A 24,185-nucleotide genomic window follows, 5' to 3' on the forward strand; every position below is an offset into this window, starting at 1 on the left:
CTTAACTTTAACTATTCAGCGTCTTTTGTCTCTTCAGAAGCTTCTTCTTCAGCTACTTTCTCTGCTGCAGGTGCGCCACCAGCTTGTGTTTGAGCATACTCTTTACCAGCAATGATAGCATCAGCAACCGCAGTTACATATAAAGTCACTGCACGGATTGCGTCATCATTTGCAGGGATAACATAATCAACATTATCTGGGTTTGAGTTTGTATCAACGATACCGATAACTGGGATACCTAAGTTTTTAGCTTCTTTGATAGCGATTGCTTCATGGTCAACGTCAACCACAAAGATAGCATCTGGAAGACCGCCCATGTCTTTAATACCACCAAGTGAGCGCTCTAGTTTTTCCATTGCACGAGTACGCTCTAACGCTTCACGCTTAGTCAACTTAGCAAAAGTACCATCTTCAGCTTGCTTTTCTAGCTCTTTTAGACGGTTGATAGACTGGCGAAGAGTTTTCCAGTTAGTCAACATACCACCTAACCAGCGATGGTCAACGTAAGGCATGCCTGCACGTTGTGCTTGTTCACGGATGATGCTACTGGCAGCACGCTTTGTACCAACAAATAAGATTTTGTTGCGCTTGGCAGCTAAGCCATTGATGAAAGTCAAAGCTTCATTGAATGCTTTAACAGTATGCTCTAGGTTGATGATATGAATCTTGTTACGTGCGCCAAAGATGTACGCATTCATTTTTGGGTTCCAAAAACGAGTTTGGTGACCAAAGTGAGCGCCTGCTTGTAACAAATCACGCATAGAAACTTGAGTTGGAGATTGTGTTGCCATGATAAACTTTCCTATATATAAGTTGGGTTATGCCTCCACATTACAAAAGTTACCGATTTATCGACACGCATCTTTATTATCCATCTAATAGTACACTTGCAGATTTAATGTTATAGCGCTTAAATGCTATCAATATACTATCAAAACAAATATAAGATTAATCAAGTCGATAAACACCCAGTTACTTTTTCACGTAATGTGTGTGTCATTAGTTGATTGACATTGGTTAATTAATAAATTACTTTGATTTAAATTGCCTGTGTCCAAGCAAAATAAACGCGAATTATAACATATTGAGAGGGTGCATACTAGCTTATAATAATACGCATTCTGCAATCAAAAATCTGCCAAACATAGCCAACCGAAGCCTGTTTATTATACTGATACCTTCTCCAAAGCGTACCAATCAAGAGAAAGTGATTGATACAGTGTGGTTAGGATCTATTGAACTGTCAACTCGTTAGACTAATATTTACAAGGAATACAGCTATTTTGTACTTTCATATAAAAATTGGCTAAATTTACCTTCTGATGTTAATAAGCAGTGCGTTAATGAACTGGTTAATATCCCTGCTTTTATTAACAATAAACTACCTACGTTCACTCATTGCCTTGACGTAAGTCACTGTTTGTTAAAATCAGTATCTCAGCTTTTCCTATGAAGATGAATGTTCAACAGAGCCTAAGCTATCCTGCTATTGTGTGTTTAAATTTGCTATAATTTAAATTTGGTTAAGGTGCTGATGCACCTTTTTTATTTATATCCTTTTTTATAATATTCACACATTAGCCAACGCAACGAGACTGCCATGACCCTAGCCAATACTCACCCAAACAGTCAAACCATTCACACCATTGGTATTTTAGGAGGTGGTCAGCTTGGCATGATGTTAGCTGAGTCTGCCCTGCCCCTTGGTTATCGTTGTGTATTTTTAGAAGATACGCCCAATGCCCCTGCCAGACTTTATGGCAAGGTGTATAGCACCCAACAGTTAGAAGAGTTCATCGCTGACGCCGATGTGTTTACCTTAGAATTTGAAAATACCCCTGTCAAAACTGTTGAGTATCTCCAGCAACTCTCCAAAAAACAAGGCGTATATCCATCGCCACAAGCCTTAAAAGTCGCTCAAGACCGTCTAAAAGAAAAAAATCTGTTTAATGAGTTAAACATCAAAACTGTCCCTTTTATGGCAGTATCCTCCAAGCAAGACATTGCGCAAGCCTGTGAGCAACTAGGGCTACCTTTGGTACTTAAAACCAGCCGTGGTGGCTATGATGGCAAGGGACAGTTTATCATCAAAACTTCTGCTGATATTGATGAAGCATGGACAGAGCTAGGCGGAGCGGTAACAGGTCAAGGAGACTTAACAGCAACCCCTGCCCCACTGATTGCTGAAGGTTTTATTAACTTTAGTCGTGAAGTCTCTATCATTGCTGTGCGCTCACAAGATGGTCATATTCGCTGTTATGATTTGGTCGAAAACCACCATTACCAAGGCATTCTAGCCAAAACTCAAGCACCTGCGGTAGGGGCAAGCCATCTATTTCCTCAAGCCCAATCTGCCATCACTAGTATTATGAATCATCTAGACTATGTAGGGGTAATGACCCTTGAGCTATTTGTAAGCAAAGATAAAGATGGAAACGATATGTTACTTGCCAATGAATTTGCCCCTCGTGTGCATAACTCAGGGCATTGGAGCATTGAAGGGGCGGTGACCAGTCAATTTGAAAACCACATTCGCGCGGTAGTGGGCTTGCCACTTGGCGATACTGATAATATTAAACCATCAGTGATGGTCAATATTTTGGGACAGTATCCAAAAGTCAGTGAGGTGTTAGCGATTGATGCTAGCCATTATCACACCTATCATAAAGCTGAACGTGAAGGACGAAAAATCGGACACATTACCCTAATGCCTAGCGATGTTGCTGATTTGGATAATGCCTTATCACAATTGATTAATGTATTACCCAATAAAGTTGGCTTAGATAAATAAATTTGGATAAATAATAAATGAAAATCTGGATAGATGCAGATGCTTGTCCTGTAGTGGCAAAAGACTTGATTTGCAAAACCGCAGAACGCACGCAAACTCAAGCCGTTTTTGTCGCCAATCAACCCATCAAGGTACGTAAATCACCCTTAATTAGCATGACCGTTGTGCCGTCAGGTTTTGACAAAGCTGATGATTATATCGCTGAAAATGTCGCAGAAGGTGATTTGGTGATTACCAGTGATATCCCTTTGGCAAATGATGTACTGGATAATGGCGGACAAGTGTTAACCCCGCATGGAATTATTTATGATGCCAATAACATCAAGCAAAAACTCAATGCTCGGGACTTTATGGACACCATGCGTAGCACAGGTATGCTAGATTTAACACAAATGGGTGGACAAAAACCTTATTCAGATAAAGATAAAAAGGCATTTGCCGATGGCTTAAATAAGTTGGTGCGTTAAATGCCTGCTCTTACTTCACAATACAAACCCATTATTCGCCATCGTCGCATACTATTTTGGCTCTGCGTGCTGGCATTGGCAATATTAAATCCGTGGCTGATTCATGCTGACCCAACTGATGTTCGTATTATCAGTCTCATATTGGCGTTATATTTTGCCAATATTAGCAAAATCTCGCACTGGTTTATTGTCATTATCCTATATCTGATGTCAGCTTATGCCATTGTGGGGATGACACATGGCACATTAAATGTATCCTTTATTGCTTCGGTCATGGATACCAACACGACTGAAACACTCAGTTTTCTGCCTACCATTCCGCTACAAAACTGGTTCGTAGCCTTACTGGGTATTGCTTTAACTTATGCCTATCACAAACTTAGCCAACCCCTTGCCATTAGTAATCAAAAAATTGCCCATTGGCTACAACATAAACGCAAAGTAACCATTAGTGTTTGTGTCTTTCTATGTATCTTAGGTATTTTTACTGCTTATACTCAGCGTTTTATTAAATCTATCACTAATATTCCCTATCATTACTACGAATATAACCAAGCACTCAAACTTGCCAGCACTCAGCCAGATCACTGGCAAATCAAAGCAACTTTGCCCAATTACCAAGCTTATGATAATTATGTCGTGGTGGTGGGTGAAAGCGTGCGTCAAGATTATCTATCTGTTTATGGTTATCCACATCAGACCACACCCTTTTTAAATCATCATACTGGACAATTTTTTAGCAATATGTACTCAATGGGAGGTAATACTGTCACCTCATTAGAGCGCACACTGGCATTGACCAAAGATGCAGGCAATACACCACTACCCACTGAAAATGTCATGACCCTTGCTAATAAAGCTGACTATCAAACCTACTGGATTTCTAATCAAGGAAAGCTCAGCAAGTTTGACGCATCTACCTCGGCAGTCGCATTGCGTGCCGATACGCCTCTTTTTCTCAAAAAAGGTAAATATGATGATGTGAATTATGATGATGAAATGATGTTAGATATCTTACAACAACAATTAGATACTGAATCTAGCAATAACAACAAAAAATCTTCACGTGTCTTCTTTTTGCATATGTACGGCTCGCATCCTGATATTTGTGAGCGCTTGCATGGTTTTGAGCGACATTTTTCCCTGAATATGGGCGAGCAGATGGATTGTTATCTTGCTTCAATTGAAAAGACAGATCAATTTATCGCTCATTTATTACAAATACTGCAACAACACGGCTCATACTCAATGATTTATTTCTCTGATCATGGCTTATTTATAGATAAAGAAAATATACATCATACTTCAAATATCCAAAATACTTATCATGTGCCTTTCTTTAAAATCAGCAGTGATGATACCAAGCAACAGTTTATTAAACAGCCCATTAGCCAACGTCACTTTTTAGACTTTTTTGCCAATTGGCTAGGTGTGGTCACTGATAAAACGGACCGCCGTTATGACTTTCAAAATCCACAAGAAATTCCAGCAGATAAAGATATTACTGTCTTTAATGGGGAAAAGATGGTGCCATTATCAAGTTTAGAGACACAGCCAATATTGCAATAATTATATATAGTTACAATCAACGGCAACTAAAATATTCAATCAATTTTAAATTGATATTATCAGTTAATAAACTTGCCAATCCTAGGATTGGCATTTTTTTATTGCTGATATCCACTTATATAGTTGTCCTTTGACCATATCAATTGGCTATGCCAGTTGTTATTATAGTCTGCCTATTATGACCTCTTCTTTTCCCATAATTAGCCATAGTTTATAAAAAAAATAAAAATATTTTCTATTTAATATCAATAACTTATAAAAAATCACGCAATTAATTGCAAAAAAATCTAAAAAAGTTGTAAGAAATTACCCCTCTACTGCGTCTAAGTTATAACAGCACAATGATTTGCTTTATTAGCTAACTTAATAAAACACAGTTAGACATATAGCAAACCTGTAATAAGGACTGTTATCACTTTACTTTTAAATATGGAATTTTTTATGAATAAGAAATCAATCCTTACCAGTTTGGCACTCGGCTCATTAGTTACTCTAAGCGGTTGCGCCAACAATCCTTTTTCTGCCGAGCCAATGCAAAATGGTTATCAAAATAATAGCACTGCACCTGAAGGCAAATGCGGTGAAGCAAAGTGTGGAGCCAATGGCAACAAAGTCGTAGATGGTTCATGCAGTGCTAATAAAATGGCAGACGGCTCATGCGGTGCTAATAAAATGGCAGACGGCTCATGTGGCGCTAATAAAATGGCAGATGGTTCATGTGGTGCTAGTCACTAAAAATCCATCCTAGTCTATCCCTAGTATTTAAATATCAATGCAAAATTTTTTAGGGTCTGTTGAACATTCATCTTCATAGGAAAAAGTTCGCCAATTTTTACATAAAAGTAAAAAGTAGCTATATCCCTTGTAGATATTAGTCTAACGGGGTGAAATTTCAACAGACCCTAGTCATTTGTATCACTAACAAATGACTAGACAAACCCACTCAATACCATACTGGCTTTGAGTAACCCTTAAATCTATCACTATATGGAGTTTATTATGAACAAATCTACAATCCTTACCAGTCTTGCCCTTGGTTCTTTAGTTGCAATGGGTTCTGCTCATGCGACTGGTCACAACCCATTTTCTGCTCAACAATTAAATAACGCCTACCAAAATACCAGCAAAGCAAATGAAGGCAAATGTGGTGAAGGTAAATGCGGTGGTAGTGCAACGACTCCAGTTGTAAAAACCCCTACTGAAGGTAAATGTGGCGAAGGCAAATGTGGTGGAAGCCATTAATCACTAAGGCTCAATAACAATCTAATAGATATTATTTTCCTCTTTAATTCTGACATTAAAGAGGAACTATCCATCAAATTAACAGCGCCCTTAATCCAAAATAAATTTACCATGAGTTGATTTTGCATTAAGGATGATTGCTTCAATCTTGCTACTAAATTACTACTCTAAGGACAACCCATGACAACGGCTAATACGTTATCTACAGCACACAATAGACCCACTGGAGCAGGCTTGGGCTTTCGCCGAGAGTTATTGCCTGCCATGCGTCAAGCGGATTTGTCAGCGATAGATTTTTTTGAAGTATCGCCTGAAAACTGGCTTAACTCTTCTGGGCAAATGGGCGGGCAATATGCCAAGCAATTACGAGAGTTTAGCGAGCGTCACCCGTTTATTTGTCATGGTTTATCGCTATCCATTGGTAGCACTGCCAAATTAGATACCCAGTTATTAAAAAACGTCAAAGCCTTTATGCAGGCTCATAATATCAGCCTTTATACCGAGCATTTATCATGGTGTAGCGATGAGATGGGGCATTTATACGACCTACTGCCCATTCCTTGTACCACCGAGGCGGTGCATTGGGTGGCTGATAGAATTAAGCAGGCTCAAGATATTTTGGGTCAGCAAATTGGCTTTGAAAATGCCTCATATTATTTTAATCCACCCAACAGCGAGATGAGTGACGCAGAATTTATCACTGCGGTGGCGGAGGAAGCAGACTGTTTGTTGCATTTGGACGTCAATAATATTTATGTCAATAGTCAAAATTTTGGTTTTGACCCACATCAGTATTTACGCCAATTACCCGTTGAACGCACCTGTTATTTGCATGTGGCAGGGCATTATGTCGAGGACGATGGCTTTTTGGTAGATACACATGGCAATACGGTGATTGACCCTGTTTGGACGTTATTAACCGATGCGTATGCGTTGATTGAGCAAAAGACGGGTAAGCGGGCAAGCGATTTACCCACCTGCCTTGAGCGAGATTTTAACTTTCCTGATTTTGCAGATTTGGTCGATGAGGTGAATCACATTCGAGCTTTGCAATCTGCAAGCCAGAGCCAATCTCAACAACAAACTCAAAAAACAGTCAGTCAAAAAGACAGTATAAAGGACAATCGCCATGAGCCTAGCTGATTGTGAAACCAACCATCACCCTGCCAGCCTAGCAGAATTTCAACAGCAATTTGGGCAGTATCTACGCCATCAAAATGCTGACAATGCTAATGCTGATAACGATGAATTTGATAATAGTGAGCTTACTTATAGCAACAGCACCACTGCCATTTTACAACGGGTATCACAAGACATTCCCAGTCGCATTAGTAAACTGTATCAATCGCTAATTTTTAATAATTTGCGGGGTTTTTTAGACCAGTGCTTTCCTGTTTGTCAAAGCCTGATAGATGATGAGCATTGGCTGATGGTGTGTCAAGCATTTATGGCACAGCACCCTTGCCATAGCCCGTATTTTACTGAGATTAATCAAAGTTTTGTGGATTTTTTGGCACAGCCTGAGCAGTTAGAAGCATTAAATTTGCCTGCTTATTTTGCCGAGTTAGCTCATTATGAATGGGTAGAATTATTGGTCGATATTCACGGCGATGAGGCTAACACTGCTCTTGCTCAAAACCTAAAACCTAATGAAATTCAGTTAATCCTTAATCCCAGTTTACAAAATTTGCATTATCAATGGGCGGTACATTTAATCAGTAGCGATGAGCAACCTGATAGCCCTGAAGATAGCTTTTTTTTAGTATTTCGTAATGAGGAAGATAGGGTTGAGTTTATGCAGGTCAATGCGTTAACCCATGCCTTGATTGCGTATATTGCCGAGATTAGCAACCAAAATCCAATCATTGCAACGATAGAGGATTTAACGGCTGTATTAACCAATCTGTTACAAGACTTTGCCGAAACGCTTGGGGCTGGAAATAGTGAGGTATTAGTGGAGTTTGGTTTGCCTTTATTAAAACAGCTGATTGAAAAAAGCGTGTTACAAGGTGTGCAGAGCTAACCCCTCCCAAACCCTCCCCTTGAAATAAGGAGAGGACTTCAAAACCATTTGCTTTTGCAATAAAGGCTAGGATAACTCAATTTAACATAAGTTTTTTAACGACTTCATCACATTTTTTATTATTTTTAAAACAGGTATTTTATGACTGTCATTTCACAAATCACTCGCCCTTTTAATCGCTTAACCCAACGGGTTGAAAGTTTGGACTTTATTGCTCCCCTTGCCATTCGCTTGTATCTTGCACCAATTTTTATCAGTGCAGGTTGGAATAAAGTCACAGGATTTGAGGATATTGTCAGTTGGTTTGGTAATAGTGAGTGGGGTTTAGGTTTACCCATGCCAACTTTGATGGCAGTATTGGTCATTATTGCCGAATTGGTCGGTGGTTTTGCCTTGTTATTTGGTATTGGTAGTCGTGGCTTTTCAGTGATGTTATTGGTAACCATGTTGGTCGCTATGTTTAGCGTGCATTGGGAAAATGGCTGGTTTGCCATCACTCCCACCGACCCAGAAACCAGTATTGCCAGTGTGATGAATACCATTAATTTTTGGGGCAGTGACGCCAGCCTTGCCAATTCGTATGAGGCAAGTTTGCGACTGGACAAAGCTCGTGAGATTTTACAGACACATGGCAACTACGACTGGCTCACTGAAACAGGTAATTTTGTGATACTCAATAATGGTATTGAATTTGCTGTCACCTATGCCATCATGTTATTGGTTATTATATTTTATGGCGGTGGGCGTTATGTCAGTTTGGATTATTGGCTAAACCCTTCATCGACAAAACGTCATTATCGTTAATCATTAGTTGTTAACCCCGAATAATAAGGTGACGCCAATATCATTTTAAACCCATGGACATAACATGACCGACCAACATTCAGCCACACCAAAACCCTCTCATGAGCAAATATCGCCAGAGTTTATAGAAGCGGTACGAAAGCAGATGATTGCGTTTGCATTTAATCAATTAAATGACCATCATTTGGCTGAAGACGTGGTGCAAGATGCGTTGATTTCTGCCTTGCAACACAGTGAGCAGTTTCAGGGTAACTCGGCATTTAAAAGTTGGGTATTTGCCATTTTAAAAAATAAAATTGTCGATTGTATTCGTAAAGACAGCAAATACACCAATCTATCGAGTATGCACGACCATGAGGAAGGCAGTGAGGAAACCTTGCTCAACGCCTTATTTGATGAGGCAGGATTTTGGCAAAAAGGCAGTATGCCCAGCCAATTTGATAACAGTTGGTGTAACCCTGAGGTGCAAGTACATAGTGATGGCTTTTGGCAGGTGCTAGAAGTCTGCCTTACCAATCTACCCAGTGAGCAGGCTCGGGCGTTTTTAATGCGTGAATATATGGAATTGGATACCGATGAGATTTGCCAAGAGCTTGAGATTAATACCAGCCATTATTATGTGTTAATGCACAGGGCAAGATTAAGATTACAAACTTGCTTAACACTGCGTTGGTTTGAAGCCAAATCGGCTTAATGTTAATCACCCTTTTATTATCAATTTCAACCCTCCCCCTAGCCCCCTCCCAGTGGGAGGGGGAACAGTTCCCTCCACCTTTGGGGGAGGGTTAGGGAGGGGGTAGTATACTTTTTAGAACACCCCCTAAAAAATAACCGCTTATTTTAACAAAATTCCGTCATCTCTGTTAGGCAGTTAATTGGGCTAAATTAACTAAATCGCCCAATCTTCCACTGCCCAATGATGAGCCAATGCATGAGCGTGTAAGGTATCATCTGGGCTGATACACACTGGCACGTCCGCCCATTCTAATAAAGGTAAATCATTTTTAGAGTCCGAATAGGCATAAGTTTTGCTAAAGCTCACGCCAGCTTGCTTACGTCTGTCTAGCCACTTTTGCAAATGATATAGTTTACCTTCTTGAAAATTGGGCTTGTCAGCTAGTTTTCCAGTATAACGATTGTCTTTAACCTCCAAAGGCGTTGCCAACACATTGGCACTATCAATACCAAAACGCTGAGCAATTTCGCTGACAATAAAGTCATTAGTCGCTGAGATAATCACCACTTCATGCCCTTGTGCCAAATGCTCCCGAATGGCTTTGACAGCTTTGGGTCGCATATGTGGCTCGATTTCATATTTGATATAATCTTCACGCAATGCGTGCAATCTATCCATTGGCAAGGTGGTCAAAAAAGCACTGACAAATTCGTTATACTCCACTGGGTCAAGCGTACCTGCAATATACTGCTCATAAAAGCGTTGGTTGGCAGTGCGATATTGTGCCTCATCGACCAAACCATGTTTGACGATATATTCACCCCATAGGTAGTCACTATCGACATCAAGCAAGGTATGGTCAAGGTCAAAAAGTGCTAAGGTTGCTGTGTTAGTTGTGTTTTCGGATGTCATAGAGTTCTGCCCCAATATTTTAAGAGATATCAATTTTGCCTTATCTTATCATGTCATTATCATAACGAGTGTTTAAATACTCAACAAGCAGACAAAAAGAAAACCCAAGCCTAGGGCAAAGACTTGGGTTTTGGGCTTCAACACTTATATTGTTATTATTTCCTCATCGACCAATCCTCTGGTCTGGGTAAATTTACTGCAAGGGGTCATAGGGCAATAACCACTTGTTAGTACTTAACTTTTACCCATCAACACTGTTGTCCATATTCCTTGTGTTGATGGGGTCATTGTATGCTTGATACCTCATTATTCCTAGCCGATAAACACCTAAAATAGTGTAAGCATTTACTTACAATATGTGTAAGATGATTTTATTTGTCTCAATATAGCTTATTTTATAATGTATAAACCATCATTAATACTTAGGATTATGAGGCATTTTCTGCAGAGACTCGCTGACCTTCAATAATACCTTCTGCAATGGTTTCTTGTGTTTCAATTTTATCTTCAACACTGGCAGTTGGTGCATTCTGCTTCTGTTCCATCATCACCTCAGGTTCATATTGTAAAGTAGTCAATACTGGAAAATGGTCTGAACCAATGCTCTCTAATCGCTCAATACTTACTAAGGTAAAACTAGGACTATGGAAAATATGGTCTAATGCCCAACGTAAAAAAGGATAGTCTACATGGAAGGTATTAATAAAATGTCTACCAATACGAGGGTCAAGCAAACCTGAGATACGTTGAAACATACGTGTGGTCTTTGACCATGCAACATCATTTAAGTCACCCGCTAATATCGCTGTTTGATTGTTCTCTTTAATATGACGACCCACCAATAATAGCTCTGCATCACGAGTTGTCGATTTTTCTGCCTCCGTTGGACTCGGTGGCATGGGATGCAAACAGTATAACCATATTACCTTATCAGCACTTAGACGTAGCTGAGTATGGATGGATGGAATATCATCTACGATTAAATATTTTACCTGAGGCTCAATCAGCTCAAACTTAGAATATAAGTGCATACCATATAAATTATCTAAAGGCACTTTTACACTATAAGGATAATCTGATTCAATTTGTGTTAATGCTTGCTCCCACTTCTGATCACTTTCTAGAGTCATTAAAATATCAGGTTGTTTTTGTTGCACTTTATCAATCAGTGCCTGAGTATTATCATTGGGTGTCAATACATTAGAAACCATAATTTTTAATTGAATGGCATCGGCTTTTTGCTGAGCTGTTTTGACCTCTTTTTTCCAAAATCGTGTATATGGTAATACCATACGTAATTGGAAAATCAGCGCTAAATTTAGTGCCACAAATAATAGCCACTGCACACCTTGCCAGTGTGTTGCAAAAACCACCATACCCAACCAAGCAACCACTGCTAGGACAATAAACTGAATACGAGGAAAATCAACACCCCGCACCCACCAATGATCCAAAGGTAACCATCCCCACACTGTTACAAATACCATTAACCCTGCCAAATACTGCGCACAGTTATATAAAACAATCTCCATGGTACCTCTTTACATTTATGCCAATGCCTACAAATTAAATATAGTTGGTAGTTCAACACACCATATCCACCAATCATCCCCAGTCGTACCTAAACTCTGCTTCTTTCAAACTGCTGATTTAAAAGAATGCACAATTCATCACAAACTTTATCTTTTCTAAATATACTGGGGCGCTAGACTAACACAAACGTAATTTTCTGTCCGTGGTTAACCCTATTTATTATGCTTAATATTAATATTTTAAATACAAAATCATATTTTTAATAATAATATTTTATATATTTTGCACAGTCTAACTCTCCATACTCACAAAATAGCGAGTATAAAAGCGTCTAAACAAGGCTATTTACAAATCCCATAATTTTTTTAATGATTTATAATTACCATCTATCTAAAAAAATGTTACATTTATTCTGATAAATCTTTAGGGTTATCAATTACTTTATGATTAAATTCAACTTACTGATAACCACAACTTATTAATATACTCAAGATAGTTCAGGCTAAATAATAGACAAGAAACCTGTCAACATCATCGCCTTATATTGAGTAATACAAAGCTGGGTGACACTATGAAATCTTTTATACTATATGATGATGGTCATCATAAATGCATCGCTTTTTCTATGCTACAACAAGATGATAGCGTGCCGACCAATCAATTTTTAATCATTGATGGTGAAGATGGCGCTATCATAGACCCAGGTGGTGACTTAACCTTTACACCACTTACCGTGCAAGTCAGCAAATATATCTCTATGGATAATGTCCGATATATCATAGGTTCACATCAAGACCCAGATATAATTGCTTCTATGCCACGTTGGCTTATTCATCTAGAGCATGCCAAACTACTGACACCAAAATTGTGGGAGTATTTTCTACCACACTATAACTCTGCTTTTACTAAAGAGCGTTTAAAAAAAAGCATCTCTGAAAGACTGCTAAGCATCCCAGATGAAGGGGGTTATTACACTCTTGGTAATAGTGGTATTGTTGCCATACCTGCCCATTTTTTACACTCTGTTGGTAACTTCCAATTTTATGACCCAGTCAGCCAGATACTATTTTCAGGAGATATGGGCGCATCATTGACTGGACATTCAGGTCAAGCAGTTACTAACTTTAAAACACATATTGACCAAATGGCAGGCTTTCACAGACGCTACATGAATAGCAAAAAGGCCACTCAATTATGGGCAAATGCGGTCAAAGACCTGCCCATATCAAAAATGGTGCCGCAACATGGGCTTAGAATAGATGGGCAAGAGATGTTTCATCAATTCTTAAACTGGATCAGTCAGTTAGATTGTGGGGTTGATTTGTTAAAGGAACAAGATTATGACTTTTGGCGGTTTATACCCGAGTTTTTTCCAGACTTGACCTCATAAAATGACTCTTAATGAAAAAATCTTATTGATTTTTTGATGAAATAAAGGCATGGTAAACGGTTCGAGTAATAACGTCATTAAATACAACTGTAAGGAGTGAGATAATGGCTCAACCTGATAATGAGCAAGCAAATCAACAAAACAGACTTGTCGTCGGCTTAGTTGGCTGGCGGGGCATGGTTGGTTCAGTATTAATGCAACGTATGCTAGAAGAGCAAGACTTTGATAGCATTACCCCTATCTTTTTTTCTACCAGTAATGCAGGCGGTCAAGCACCAACTTTTACTGGTGTCACATTAGATGACAATAGCAAAATACTAAAAGATGCCCATGACATTAATGAACTTGCTAAGTGTGACGTTATTATTACCTGCCAAGGTGGTGACTACACCAAAGCTGTCCACCAGCCTTTACGTGACTCAGGATGGAATGGTTACTGGATTGATGCTGCCAGTAGTTTGCGTATGACTGAAGATAGCACCATCATTCTTGACCCTGTTAATCTTTCAGTCATTGAAACAGCGCTCAAAGAGGGCAAAAAAGACTTTATTGGTGGCAACTGTACCGTCTCTTTAATGTTAATGGCAATCGGTGAGCTATTTAATCGTGGCTGGGTAGAGTGGGTCTCTGCCATGACCTATCAAGCTGCCAGTGGCTCTGGTGCAAACAACATGCGTGAGCTAATCAATGGTATGGGGGTTTTAAGAGACTCCGTTGCTCAGCAACTAGATGACCCTGCCAGTGCTATTTTGGAGATTGATAAAATCATTGCCAATACACAGCGCAGTGATGATTTTCCAACACAATACTTTGGTGTTCCTCTCGCAGGAAGCTTGATTCCATTTATTGACAGTGAGCTGGATAATGGACAGTCTCGCGAAGAGTGGAAAGGCAGTGTGGAAACTAATAAAATTTTAGGCAATAATGATGACACCGCTATTCCAATTGATGGTATGTGTGTCCGCGTTGGCTCAATGCGTTGTCATGCACAAGGTCTGACCATCAAACTAAAAAAAGATATCCCTCTACAAGAAATCGAAGATGCCTTACGTAACAGTGGTAACCCTTGGCTAGACGTGGTCGAAAACCACAAAGAGGAAACCATCACTCGCCTAACACCTGTTGCAGTAACTGGCACACTGACCGTTGCTCTAGGGCGTTTACGCAAGCTCAATATGGGCGGCGAATACTTAGGCGCATTTACTGTTGGTGATCAATTATTATGGGGAGCTGCTGAGCCACTACGTCGTATGCTTAATATTTTACAAAAGCAACGCTCTGCCTAAAAAAGACGAAATCAAATAACACAAAAAAGACAGCTTCGGTTGTCTTTTTTGTCAACTCAAGACCATATTAAAGCTAAAAGAACTAAGAAAAAAATATCACATATTCAGTTAATAGCTATACTCAAGCATGACAAATATAAAAAATTTCCATTCACCATTCTATCGGGCTACAAATATATAGTAATATATGGTTTGTTGGTCAGAGCATCAGATCCATAATCCATGCTAACAGAGTTGCAAACTATTCAACTATCATTATCATCAAATACCATAATGAATTTTGGAACACATTGTACTTAACACCTTTAGCTTAACTAAGGCATTAGTAAGAGGATATATGATATTAACTTCGCAGCAGCGAAACTTGCTATAATAAATAATAGATAAAAACAGGATGTATAACGACACCTTATATATTATATAATAATGGATAATTAGGTAACGAATAACGACATCACAGAAGGTCCGTCATATAACTATTATTGACTCTTAGCTGACTGTACCGACACCTAATCCATGCTATCTATGTAAAATATGTAAAAGTTGAATAACTAATTTATCAAAAACTAATGTTTCAAAGATTATAGAACGTGAATCATCAAATCAAAGTACATAAATAAGTAAAGAATGATATGATATGTACCATTAGTCATTTATCATCATATACATATAACCTATGGAACGAAATAAACTGGTAATTAAATCTTTATTTTGATATAAAAGTAACAGAATTCTATCTTTATAAAATTTAGCGTCTACCATTACTGAATATAAAGGATGCACATGTCTTGGCAACTACCCCGTCACTTTAACTTGGCAAAACTGTCTGCTGTTATTTCACTATTACTGACAGGTAACACACTGTACGCTGCAAATATTGGCTCAACTCAGGTTAACTCCAATCAATACGAACCATTATCTGCCACAATAGATATTAGTGATATTGACCCAGATAACTTTTCTGTGTCTTTAGCAGATAATAGCACTTATCGAGAGCTTGGCTTAAATTCAAAATCTACAATGTCAGCACGATTTGTAAAAACTGGTGCAAACTCTGGGCGTGTCATTATTACAACCTCTACTCCCTTAGCGGATCCTTTTGCTGACGTTGTACTGACAGTCAATGATAATGGTAATCAAAAAGTTATCCCAAAGACACTTCTATTACCGTTAGATAAGACATCAAAAAGTGTTTCTGCGCCACAAGTTGCTGCCCAGCCTAAAACGACAGGAAATACAGCTCAACCAAATCTGCCTATGATTACTCCATTACCTGCCAAAACAACAGGTACTCCTTTAGTAGTGAATAAATCAGCACCACCACCATTGCAGACAGCGCCTATCTCTACGCCAAAACCAAGCACTGTAGAGACAACTGACTCTGAGATAATGGTCAAAGATAGTGCAACAAATACGACAGACTTTGCATCTAGTGCAAGTGGTACTGATGTACAATCTGATATCCTAAAAATACAGATTAACCGTACCTATCGTACACCAACTGGTGAGACGATCGCCACACAGAATACTTTAACAGACTCTGATGATGCACCTGCCACACAAACAGCCAGTCAACAAACAGAACAAGAAAGTGAAACAGTCATTGCTACAGCTACTACAGAAACAGAAACTACCAATGTAGAAGAAGGTGAACAGGTCACGGCGACAACCAACACTCAAAGTGATGATAACAATGCTAGTACTCCAAGCATTGCTGCTGGCAAGTCTACTTATACCGTACAACGCAATGACAACTTATGGACAATTGCTAGTCAAATTGCAAAAGAAAACAACTTAGATGTACCAACGGTAATGAAGCAAATTCAAGCTCATAACCAAGATGCCTTTATTAATAACGATGTTAGCCTTCTAAAAGCAAATGCAACACTAACCTTGCCAGATTATGAAGTCATTCCATCTAAACTTGGTATCAGAGCAGCTACTGAAGCACGGCAGTCACAACAAAATCAAAGTGCCAGAACTAGTAACCGTAGCAATAGACATAGTAGCAACCGACGCTCAAACCGTAATGCACGTAATAGTCACACACCAACACGCACAGCAAGAACTGCTCAAGCACTACCAAGTAAGCCACAAGTCACACTGGTTACTCCAGGTAACTCAGGCAGTGCTACGGGTAGCCAAACACGCAACAGTGCAAATGGTAGTGGGTTAAATAATGATTTAGTCAATAAACTACAAACAACCCGCCAACAAACTGCAAATAGAGCACAACAAGTGCGTAGTTTGAGTGGTCAACTATCTGAAAGTACAAGACAGATACAATTACAAAATAAACGCTTAGCTGAACTTGAGCAACGTCTAAAAAACTTACGTAATAATTAATAATTCATCATCGCTGTCATAGCATTGTCCTTATAAAAACAATTTAAAAACGGCGATGACGAAGGAGAAAATATGAATATTCTTTTATATATTATCATTGGTCTGATTGTCCTATTGACAATTATCCTTTTTTTGATGCGATCAAAAAATTCTGCTAAACAAGCTTCTACTCAGACCGTTGCTCCTGTCTCACCGAAGCTAGAGCAAGAAACAAAGACTCCTGTACCAACACCAATACCAGAAAAAGACCCGATCACCGTTGCTCAAACTTACATTGACCAGCAGCGTTATGATGATGCCTCAGAAGTCTTAACAAAAGGACTGAGTACAGAGCCAAAAAATACAGGATATATGCTCAAGTTACTTTCTGTATATGCACTGAATAATAAGCAGCAAGACTTTGAAACCTTATATCAGCGTATCCAATCAGAAGCTGACTTAAGTACCTTGCAACAAGCAAAAGAAATTAGATCTTCATTTATAGATCCAAGCCTTGAAGTTGCCTCAGAAACCATTGTCAATAGTGACTCTCCTGTTGTAGATAGCACACCAAATGACACACTCACTGATGATGAGTTGATGTTCTCACTTGATGATGATCTGGTACTTGATGCAGAAGAATCTACACAAGACAGTCTATCAACTGAAGCACCTGCCCTTGATAATACAGCACTTGATAGCACAGATTTAACTTTGGACAGCACTGAAGAAGCACTATCTTTTGATGATTTAGAAAGTCAGCTTATTGAAGATGCAAAGCCTGAGCTAACAACCAAAGCAACAACAGACTCTCAAGTGGATGATGATTTAGAGTTCTCATTTGATAATGAACTAGAACTAGATAATGCAGAAGGCTTGAATGACAATAACAATGATGCAATCAGTATAGAAACACCAACTACTGAAGATGATCTACTAGCAGACTTCAATATTGAAGAACCATTGGCAACACAACCAGAAGCCAATGCACCAGTAGTTGAAGATACAACTGATACAGACATTACCCTAACAGACGCTGATGTGTTCTCTTTAGATGCAGAAGAGTTTTCTCTAGACAGTAATAATACTCTAGATACTCATGACAGCTTAGATACGTTAGAAGTTGCAACTGATTCAGACGCAGATAGCTTCGATTTACAACTAGATGAACCCACACTCCAAGACACCGAACTAGAAGTGGGTGAAGAAGTCTCAGACATCTCCTTAGAGACATCTAATTTGGATACAATCAATACAGAGGCAACATCTGAAGTTACTGATCTTAGTGATGACTTTGAATTTGACTTTGAAGATGAGCCATCTACACCAACACAAACTGAGACTGAAGAAGCTATAACTTCTGATACTGACTTTGAGCTAATAGACGAAGATGTTTCAGAGTTGGCACCTGTTGTTGAAACAGATTCACTTGATGTTGATTCAAATGTTGACATCGAAGATACCACACCAGTAACTACTGAAGATGCTACTAGCAGTCTACTAGATGACAACTTTGCTGAACTAGACTTAGAAGATGAAAGCATCTCGACTCAAGAGAGCATTGTCAATGATACACCAGTGAATGATGCAGAGCTGGTAGAATCCATATCAGAGTTGGAAGATACAGAAACTGTAGACACTAATATTCAAGCTCTAGATATAGAGCAGAATCTAGAGCAACCAATAATCGAAGCAGATGCTGAACCTGAGCTGGTAGTACCAGAAGTAACAGAACACACACCTGCTGAGGCTGCTATCGAAGAGTCACCTATCGCTGATACAACAGATGAAATCTCTGTATTTAATCCAGATACCATCTCTCAGCTTGATGCACTAAACTTCGATATGTTTGATGCACCAGAAACAGCATCAGATATTGATCCAGCTCTAGCGCACGAGGTGTCTTCAGACGCTCCAGTAACTACTGAGACAGCAATGGTTGACGATGCTGTATTTACTGAAAACTTCAACTTTGTTAATGACTTGGATAAAAATCAAATCACACTTGATTTGGCAAAACAATATCTAGACTTAGGTGAATATGACAGTGCTAGAAGACTGATTAATGAAGTCATTTCTGCTCAAGCCAGCGCAGAGTATACAGCGCAGGCTCAGGCACTACTTGAGCGTATTCATTAATATTGCTATCCTTATCAATATATGTGATAAGAGCATCCATTATTGGATAAAACAAAACTCATCCTAAATTGGATAACCTTAAAAGACATAAAGTTTCGGCTTTATGTCTTTTTTAACTGCTTCAGTTTAACTGCTTTATATTAATAAGTGACTTCTTCTAATGTCTGCAAATACGTCTATCTTAAAAAACGCAACAAACCATAGCCCATCACCCATTCAGCTTATCTATGCGGGTGGAACATTTGGCAGTTACGGAAAGCCTCTGCAAGCGCTAGATGCAAAAACCTTTATCCCTTTATTACGCACACAAATCCAGCACCATCTAGCCACTTCTGTACAAGTATTAGCAAATGAATGTGTTAAAGATAGTAGCCAGCTAACGCCCAGTGACCTTGTCTATTTTTATCAGCTGATTTTACAAGCATATCAACAAAAGCAACGTCAGTTTGTTCTTATTACTGGCACAGATACATTAAGCTATCTGTCTGCGTTTCTAGCAGAAGCTTTTGCAGGTAGTGATATTTGTCTGATTCTTACTGCCAGTATGCGTCCATTATTTGCAGCAGATAATATCCATGAATATCAGTTAGACCCAAACAGCGACGCATGGCAAAATCTGAAAGATGCCATTGCACTAGCCAATCATGGAGAATCTGGTGTCAAAGTGACATTTTCTGGTGAAGCATGGGCTGCACAGAGTGTACAAAAAGTACATAGTCATGACCTGATGGCATTTACGGGTCATCAGCGTGTGGGCTACCCTGCCAGCAGTTATGTACAGTCCTTATCTGCTAATAAACGGATAACATGGCTAGAAAAACATCTTGCATTACTCAACATCAAAGAGACAGCAAAACAAATCAATATCCCTGTCTTATACTGTGTACCTAACCAAACAGCATGGCTAGCTACTGCGCTTGAGCAGACTTTAACCTTAGCACCAACAGGTATCATTCTCATAGGCTTTGGTGCTGGAAATATCCCTTTTGATACACAATTAGCACAGGTCATGGAGCAGGCATATAATCATGGACATATGCTGGTCTGTACCACACAATGTCCATTTGGTGGAGTCAGTGATACCTATGCAGCCGGTAGCTGGCAATATGACCACCATGTCATCTCTGGTCAGCGTCTAACCATACCTGCTATTTATGCCCGCTTACTATGGTTGAATTTAACATTAGATACACCCAGACAACGCCGTCAACGCTGGACACAAATCATCAAATTAGCATAATCATCTTTTTATTATATAAGCTATCTTATTATGAGTAACTCAAAAGTAAACAATACTGTGACGTCACTAAGCCAACGTTATGCCATCGGTATTGAGTTTATTGGCACAAACTATCGTGGCTGGCAGAGACAACAAGAAGTTGAGTGTGTACAAGAAGTACTAGAAAATGCCTTTAGCAAGGTTGCTAATGAAAATATCGAGGTCGTGGCAGCAGGACGTACCGATGCAGGCGTACATGCAGGTAATATGATAGCGCATTTTGATACCACAGCCACACGCAGTATCAATAACTGGATGCGTGGGGTTAATAGCTTACTTCCAGATGATATTGCTCTACGTTGGATTCAGCCTGTACCAACTGAGTTTCATGCCAGATTTGCAGCCATTGCTCGTCGCTATCGTTATATCACTCTCAATCAGCCTCAACGCCCTGCTCTTTTGCATCATCAAGTCACTCACATTCATGAGCCACTAGATTTCCAGCGTATGTTAACAGCAGCTGCTTATATTGAAGGAACACATGACTTCTCTAGCTTTCGAGCAGCCGCATGTCAATCCAAACAACCCGTTCGACAAGTCAGCCATGCAAGACTGTTACAACATGGGGCATTTATTATACTAGATATCCAAGCAGATGGATTTTTACACCATATGGTTCGTAACTTAATGGGGACATTATATGCTATTGGCACAGGTGAACTTTATCCAGAAGATTTTTTGACCATTCTGGCAAAAAAAGACCGCACTATTGCACCACCAACAGCATCTGCCAATGGACTATATTTTGTCAATGCCTACTATCCTGAAGCATTACAGCAAATACTACCACAAATGCCTCTCACTCCTTTATGGCTGAATCTTCCTTCATAAGTAATATAAAAAATAAGAGGCGTTAATAGGTTGCTTATTTCAGTTACTGATATTGTATAGTTACTGAATGTATACATTTATAAAGCATAGCTTGACTTTTATGTCAAGTATTGCCTGCCTTTTATGTTGCGTTTCTATAAGGGCTTGCGTATAATATCGGCTTATTTTCATTGTATAGACAACAGATTATGGCAAAAAAAGACGACATTATTGAGTTTGAAGGGGAAGTCATCGACACACTACCCAACACCCTATTTAAAGTACGTTTGGAAAATGGGCATGAAATCATTGCACATATTTCTGGAAAAATGCGTAAACATTACATTCGCATTTTAACGGGTGATAAGGTAAAAGTAGAAATGACGCCTTACGATTTGACCAAAGGTCGTATTACCTACCGTGGTAAAACCTAACGTTTCTCCAGAAGAAACGTCTATCAAAGACAGCCTTAGTGTCAAATATACAAAAAGACCACTACCAAACGTTGTGGTCTTTTTATGTTGTGAGATACACATTACTTGCTAGTCTTGAAACTCCACCACGGCATCATCATCAATCACGGCATATAGTGCCTTAGCGTCCCAGTTTGTTAAGCGAATACAGCCAGAGGATGCTTGGCGACTGATACGTTCTGGATCAGGTGAACCATGAATACCATATGTTGGTTTAGTTAATCCAATCCATATCAGTCCAACAGGATTATTCGCACCTGGTGGCAAGATTGACTTACTACCATCTGGATGGGTATAAGTATAGTTTGGCTGATAAACTTTCACTTTGACCTGATGTGTACCAGAAGGTGATGGTGTGGCACTACTACCCACAGTTGTAGGATAACTTGCAATCAAGTTATCTTCACTATCATATATATAAAGAGTTTGTATGGATTTATCTGCAACCACTCGGCTGACCGCTTTGGTATTTGGATTACCCGGATTATAAACCGTTAATACCTCACCCACCTCAAACTGCGCTTCGGGATTAAGCTTTTGTAGATACTCTTGTGTCATATGAAACTTCTCTGCCAATGCTTCTAATAAAGTTTCATAATACAAGCCTTCTAACTGCGCCTTTTCTTGAGTATCATCAGGAATACTAACTAGATCAATATTCACGTCAGCATCTGTCAAAGCGTAATTAACCAATACTGGTTGCGTCGCTAGTATTGGGTTTTCTAACAATGCTTGCCATGTCTCCTCATTCATTGTATCTGTTAGTGCTAAACCTTGAGACTGCTGAAATGCTTGCATGGCTTTGCGAGTGTTTTTTCCCCAATATCCATCTACTGCACCCACACCATGATGGTTCCAATTAAGTAATGCTTGAATTTTAGTAGTAAGATTGCGATTTAAAGGCTTATTGGGTTGCCAATTACTGGTATTCACCGCTTCGGCGGTCTGCGATAGATTGTCAACATTATAGGCAATTTCTGGTAGTACTCGTCTTAACTCTTGATAAATTTTGCCCCGACCAGTGAAGTGTTGGCTAATGTTTGGTACTTCTTCCTGTATCTCTTTTTGTATTTCTGCCGCATGTGTTATCGTTAGTGGTAGCGTACAAAAACTAACCAGCATAAGCATTTGTATTATTTTCAACGTTTAGCTCCTGATATTATAGTTATGTTAATAGAGGTTGCTCATACAATGTATAAATATACACTAATATGTATTTAGTATAAGGCAACCTCTAAACTACCACCATCAAATATTATAAACTACTGTAACTTTAATTTTGCTAAGACAGCCTCACCCATCTGCTGGCAACCTACTGCTGTCAATCCTTCTTCATTTCTATCTAAGATATCTAAGGTGCGTAGTCCATCATCCAGTACATCACTAACCGCCTGCTCAATGGCTTGTGCAGATGCTTCATGCTTAAAAGTATAACGCAGCATCATAGCAACAGATAAAATGGTTGCTAATGGATTGGCTTTGTCTTGACCCGCAATATCTGGAGCTGAACCATGACATGGCTCATACATACCTTTACCATTTTCGTCCAAACTTGCCGATGGTAACATACCAATAGAACCCGTTAACATCGCTGCTTCATCTGATAAAATATCACCAAACATATTGCCTGTGACCATCACATCAAACTGCTTTGGATTTTTGATAAGCTGCATACAAGCATTATCAGCATACATATGCGATAACTCAACATCTGGATAGTCTGCCTGCTGTATCTGATTCATGGTTTGCTTCCAAAGCTCTGTCACTTCCAACACATTCGCTTTGTCTACAGAGCATACTTTTGCGGGATTACCAGAAGCTTTTGCACGAGTCTGTGCCAAGTCAAAAGCAACTTTACCAATACGCTGTATTTCACTGGTTTTATAAACCATGGTGTTATAGCCTTGTTGCTCACCATTTTCAAGGGTACGAATACCACGTGGCTCACCAAAATAAATACCACCTGTTAATTCACGCACAATCAGTAAATCTAACCCAGAGATAATATCTGCTTTAATGCTTGAAGCATTGGCAAGCTGAGGATAGAGTTTTGCCACTCGTAAATTAGCAAATAGCCCTAATTCACTACGAATCTTTAATAATCCACGCTCAGGACGTTTGCTACGCTCAATCTGGTCCCACTTAGGACCACCAACTGCACCTAACAAGACAGCATCTGCCTGTCTGGCTTTTTGTAGCGTTTCATCGGGTAGTGGCTCACCTGTGGCATCAACCGCCACACCCCCAATCAGCCCCTCTTCAATCGTCAAATTTAACTCAAACTTTTGGTTGACTTGTTGTAATACTGCAACCGCTTGCGCCATAATCTCTGTACCGATACCATCACCGGCTAATGTTAAAACTTTCATAGCATTTCCTTTTTGTATATTTAGAGCCTTTGTTTAATGACCTTATTTTAGGTTTTAAGATTATTTAGACTGTCAGGGCTGTTAAATTTTACCTTTA

The 24,185-nt window shown here is 39.2% G+C and carries 21 protein-coding genes; 16 read left to right on the top strand and 5 right to left on the bottom strand.

Annotated features, from left to right (window positions below):
* Positions 1-11 precede the first annotated feature (11 nt).
* The gene (gene rpsB, locus FHK88_RS06915; protein WP_227430001.1) at positions 12-791 is read right to left on the bottom strand and encodes a 30S ribosomal protein S2; all 780 of its coding nucleotides are present in this window, start codon (positions 789-791) and stop codon (positions 12-14) included.
* An 809-nt stretch (positions 792-1,600) separates the two neighbouring features.
* On the opposite strand from rpsB, the gene FHK88_RS06920 reads away from it, so the two are divergent.
* From FHK88_RS06920 to FHK88_RS06960, 9 genes are all read left to right on the top strand, one after another.
* Complete coding sequence (locus FHK88_RS06920; RefSeq protein ID WP_227430002.1) at positions 1,601-2,791, top strand: 5-(carboxyamino)imidazole ribonucleotide synthase; 1,191 nt, start codon at positions 1,601-1,603, stop codon at positions 2,789-2,791.
* A gap of 17 nt (positions 2,792-2,808) precedes the next feature.
* The gene (locus tag FHK88_RS06925; RefSeq protein WP_227430003.1) at positions 2,809-3,258 is read left to right on the top strand and encodes a YaiI/YqxD family protein; all 450 of its coding nucleotides are present in this window, start codon (positions 2,809-2,811) and stop codon (positions 3,256-3,258) included.
* The gene (locus FHK88_RS06930; protein ID WP_227430004.1) at positions 3,259-4,827 is read left to right on the top strand and encodes a phosphoethanolamine transferase; all 1,569 of its coding nucleotides are present in this window, start codon (positions 3,259-3,261) and stop codon (positions 4,825-4,827) included.
* 441 nt (positions 4,828-5,268) lie between these two features.
* On the top strand, positions 5,269-5,562 hold the full coding sequence (locus FHK88_RS06935; RefSeq protein WP_227430005.1) for a hypothetical protein: 294 nt from the start codon (positions 5,269-5,271) through the stop codon (positions 5,560-5,562).
* 264 nt (positions 5,563-5,826) lie between these two features.
* A complete protein-coding gene (locus FHK88_RS06940; protein ID WP_227430006.1) occupies positions 5,827-6,069 on the top strand; it encodes a hypothetical protein in 243 nt (80 codons plus the stop codon).
* 180 nt (positions 6,070-6,249) lie between these two features.
* Positions 6,250-7,212, top strand: a complete 963-nt coding sequence (locus FHK88_RS06945) for a DUF692 domain-containing protein (protein ID WP_227430007.1) — start codon at positions 6,250-6,252, stop codon at positions 7,210-7,212.
* Positions 7,199-8,092: a DUF2063 domain-containing protein gene (locus FHK88_RS06950; RefSeq protein ID WP_227430008.1), complete on the top strand. Its 894-nt coding sequence runs from the start codon at positions 7,199-7,201 to the stop codon at positions 8,090-8,092. Before FHK88_RS06945 ends, FHK88_RS06950 begins: the two co-directional genes overlap by 14 nt.
* Before the next feature lie 141 nt (positions 8,093-8,233).
* On the top strand, positions 8,234-8,896 hold the full coding sequence (locus FHK88_RS06955; protein ID WP_227430009.1) for a DoxX family protein: 663 nt from the start codon (positions 8,234-8,236) through the stop codon (positions 8,894-8,896).
* A gap of 64 nt (positions 8,897-8,960) precedes the next feature.
* Complete coding sequence (locus tag FHK88_RS06960) at positions 8,961-9,590, top strand: sigma-70 family RNA polymerase sigma factor (RefSeq protein ID WP_227430010.1); 630 nt, start codon at positions 8,961-8,963, stop codon at positions 9,588-9,590.
* Between the two features lie 195 nt (positions 9,591-9,785).
* Here the strand turns inward: FHK88_RS06960 and FHK88_RS06965 are convergent, their stop codons facing one another.
* Together FHK88_RS06965 and FHK88_RS06970 are read right to left on the bottom strand one after the other, a co-directional pair.
* Positions 9,786-10,484, bottom strand: coding sequence for an HAD family hydrolase (locus FHK88_RS06965; protein WP_227430011.1), 699 nt, complete (start codon positions 10,482-10,484; stop codon positions 9,786-9,788).
* A 428-nt stretch (positions 10,485-10,912) separates the two neighbouring features.
* Entirely contained in the window at positions 10,913-12,016 is a 1,104-nt protein-coding gene (locus FHK88_RS06970) for an endonuclease/exonuclease/phosphatase family protein (RefSeq protein WP_227430012.1), read from the bottom strand.
* A gap of 572 nt (positions 12,017-12,588) precedes the next feature.
* Between FHK88_RS06970 and FHK88_RS06975 the strand changes: the two genes are divergently transcribed.
* The 7 genes from FHK88_RS06975 (at position 12,589) to infA (ending at position 21,680) form a co-directional block, all read left to right on the top strand.
* The gene (locus tag FHK88_RS06975) at positions 12,589-13,407 is read left to right on the top strand and encodes an MBL fold metallo-hydrolase (RefSeq protein WP_227430013.1); all 819 of its coding nucleotides are present in this window, start codon (positions 12,589-12,591) and stop codon (positions 13,405-13,407) included.
* A gap of 104 nt (positions 13,408-13,511) precedes the next feature.
* Positions 13,512-14,693 (top strand): aspartate-semialdehyde dehydrogenase, encoded by a 1,182-nt coding sequence (asd, locus tag FHK88_RS06980; protein ID WP_227430014.1) that lies wholly within the window; start codon positions 13,512-13,514, stop codon positions 14,691-14,693.
* A 783-nt stretch (positions 14,694-15,476) separates the two neighbouring features.
* The gene (locus FHK88_RS06985) at positions 15,477-17,039 is read left to right on the top strand and encodes a hypothetical protein (protein ID WP_227430015.1); all 1,563 of its coding nucleotides are present in this window, start codon (positions 15,477-15,479) and stop codon (positions 17,037-17,039) included.
* Between the two features lie 72 nt (positions 17,040-17,111).
* Complete coding sequence (locus FHK88_RS06990; protein WP_227430016.1) at positions 17,112-19,157, top strand: FimV/HubP family polar landmark protein; 2,046 nt, start codon at positions 17,112-17,114, stop codon at positions 19,155-19,157.
* A 160-nt stretch (positions 19,158-19,317) separates the two neighbouring features.
* Positions 19,318-20,397: an asparaginase gene (locus FHK88_RS06995; RefSeq protein WP_227430017.1), complete on the top strand. Its 1,080-nt coding sequence runs from the start codon at positions 19,318-19,320 to the stop codon at positions 20,395-20,397.
* 30 nt (positions 20,398-20,427) lie between these two features.
* Positions 20,428-21,267 carry a tRNA pseudouridine(38-40) synthase TruA gene (gene truA / locus FHK88_RS07000; protein ID WP_227430018.1) on the top strand — a complete coding sequence of 280 codons (840 nt, stop codon included), beginning with the start codon at positions 20,428-20,430 and terminating at the stop codon, positions 21,265-21,267.
* Positions 21,268-21,455: 188 nt separating this feature from the next.
* The gene (gene infA, locus FHK88_RS07005) at positions 21,456-21,680 is read left to right on the top strand and encodes a translation initiation factor IF-1 (RefSeq protein WP_011961149.1); all 225 of its coding nucleotides are present in this window, start codon (positions 21,456-21,458) and stop codon (positions 21,678-21,680) included.
* 108 nt (positions 21,681-21,788) lie between these two features.
* On the opposite strand, the gene FHK88_RS07010 is transcribed toward infA, so the two are convergent.
* Both FHK88_RS07010 and leuB read right to left on the bottom strand, forming a co-directional pair.
* Positions 21,789-22,862 (bottom strand): L,D-transpeptidase family protein, encoded by a 1,074-nt coding sequence (locus FHK88_RS07010; RefSeq protein WP_227430019.1) that lies wholly within the window; start codon positions 22,860-22,862, stop codon positions 21,789-21,791.
* Between the two features lie 119 nt (positions 22,863-22,981).
* The gene (gene leuB, locus FHK88_RS07015) at positions 22,982-24,088 is read right to left on the bottom strand and encodes a 3-isopropylmalate dehydrogenase (protein ID WP_227430020.1); all 1,107 of its coding nucleotides are present in this window, start codon (positions 24,086-24,088) and stop codon (positions 22,982-22,984) included.
* Positions 24,089-24,185 lie beyond the last annotated feature (97 nt).

This window comes from Psychrobacter sp. I-STPA6b (assembly GCF_020662265.1).
Classification (GTDB): domain Bacteria; phylum Pseudomonadota; class Gammaproteobacteria; order Pseudomonadales; family Moraxellaceae; genus Psychrobacter.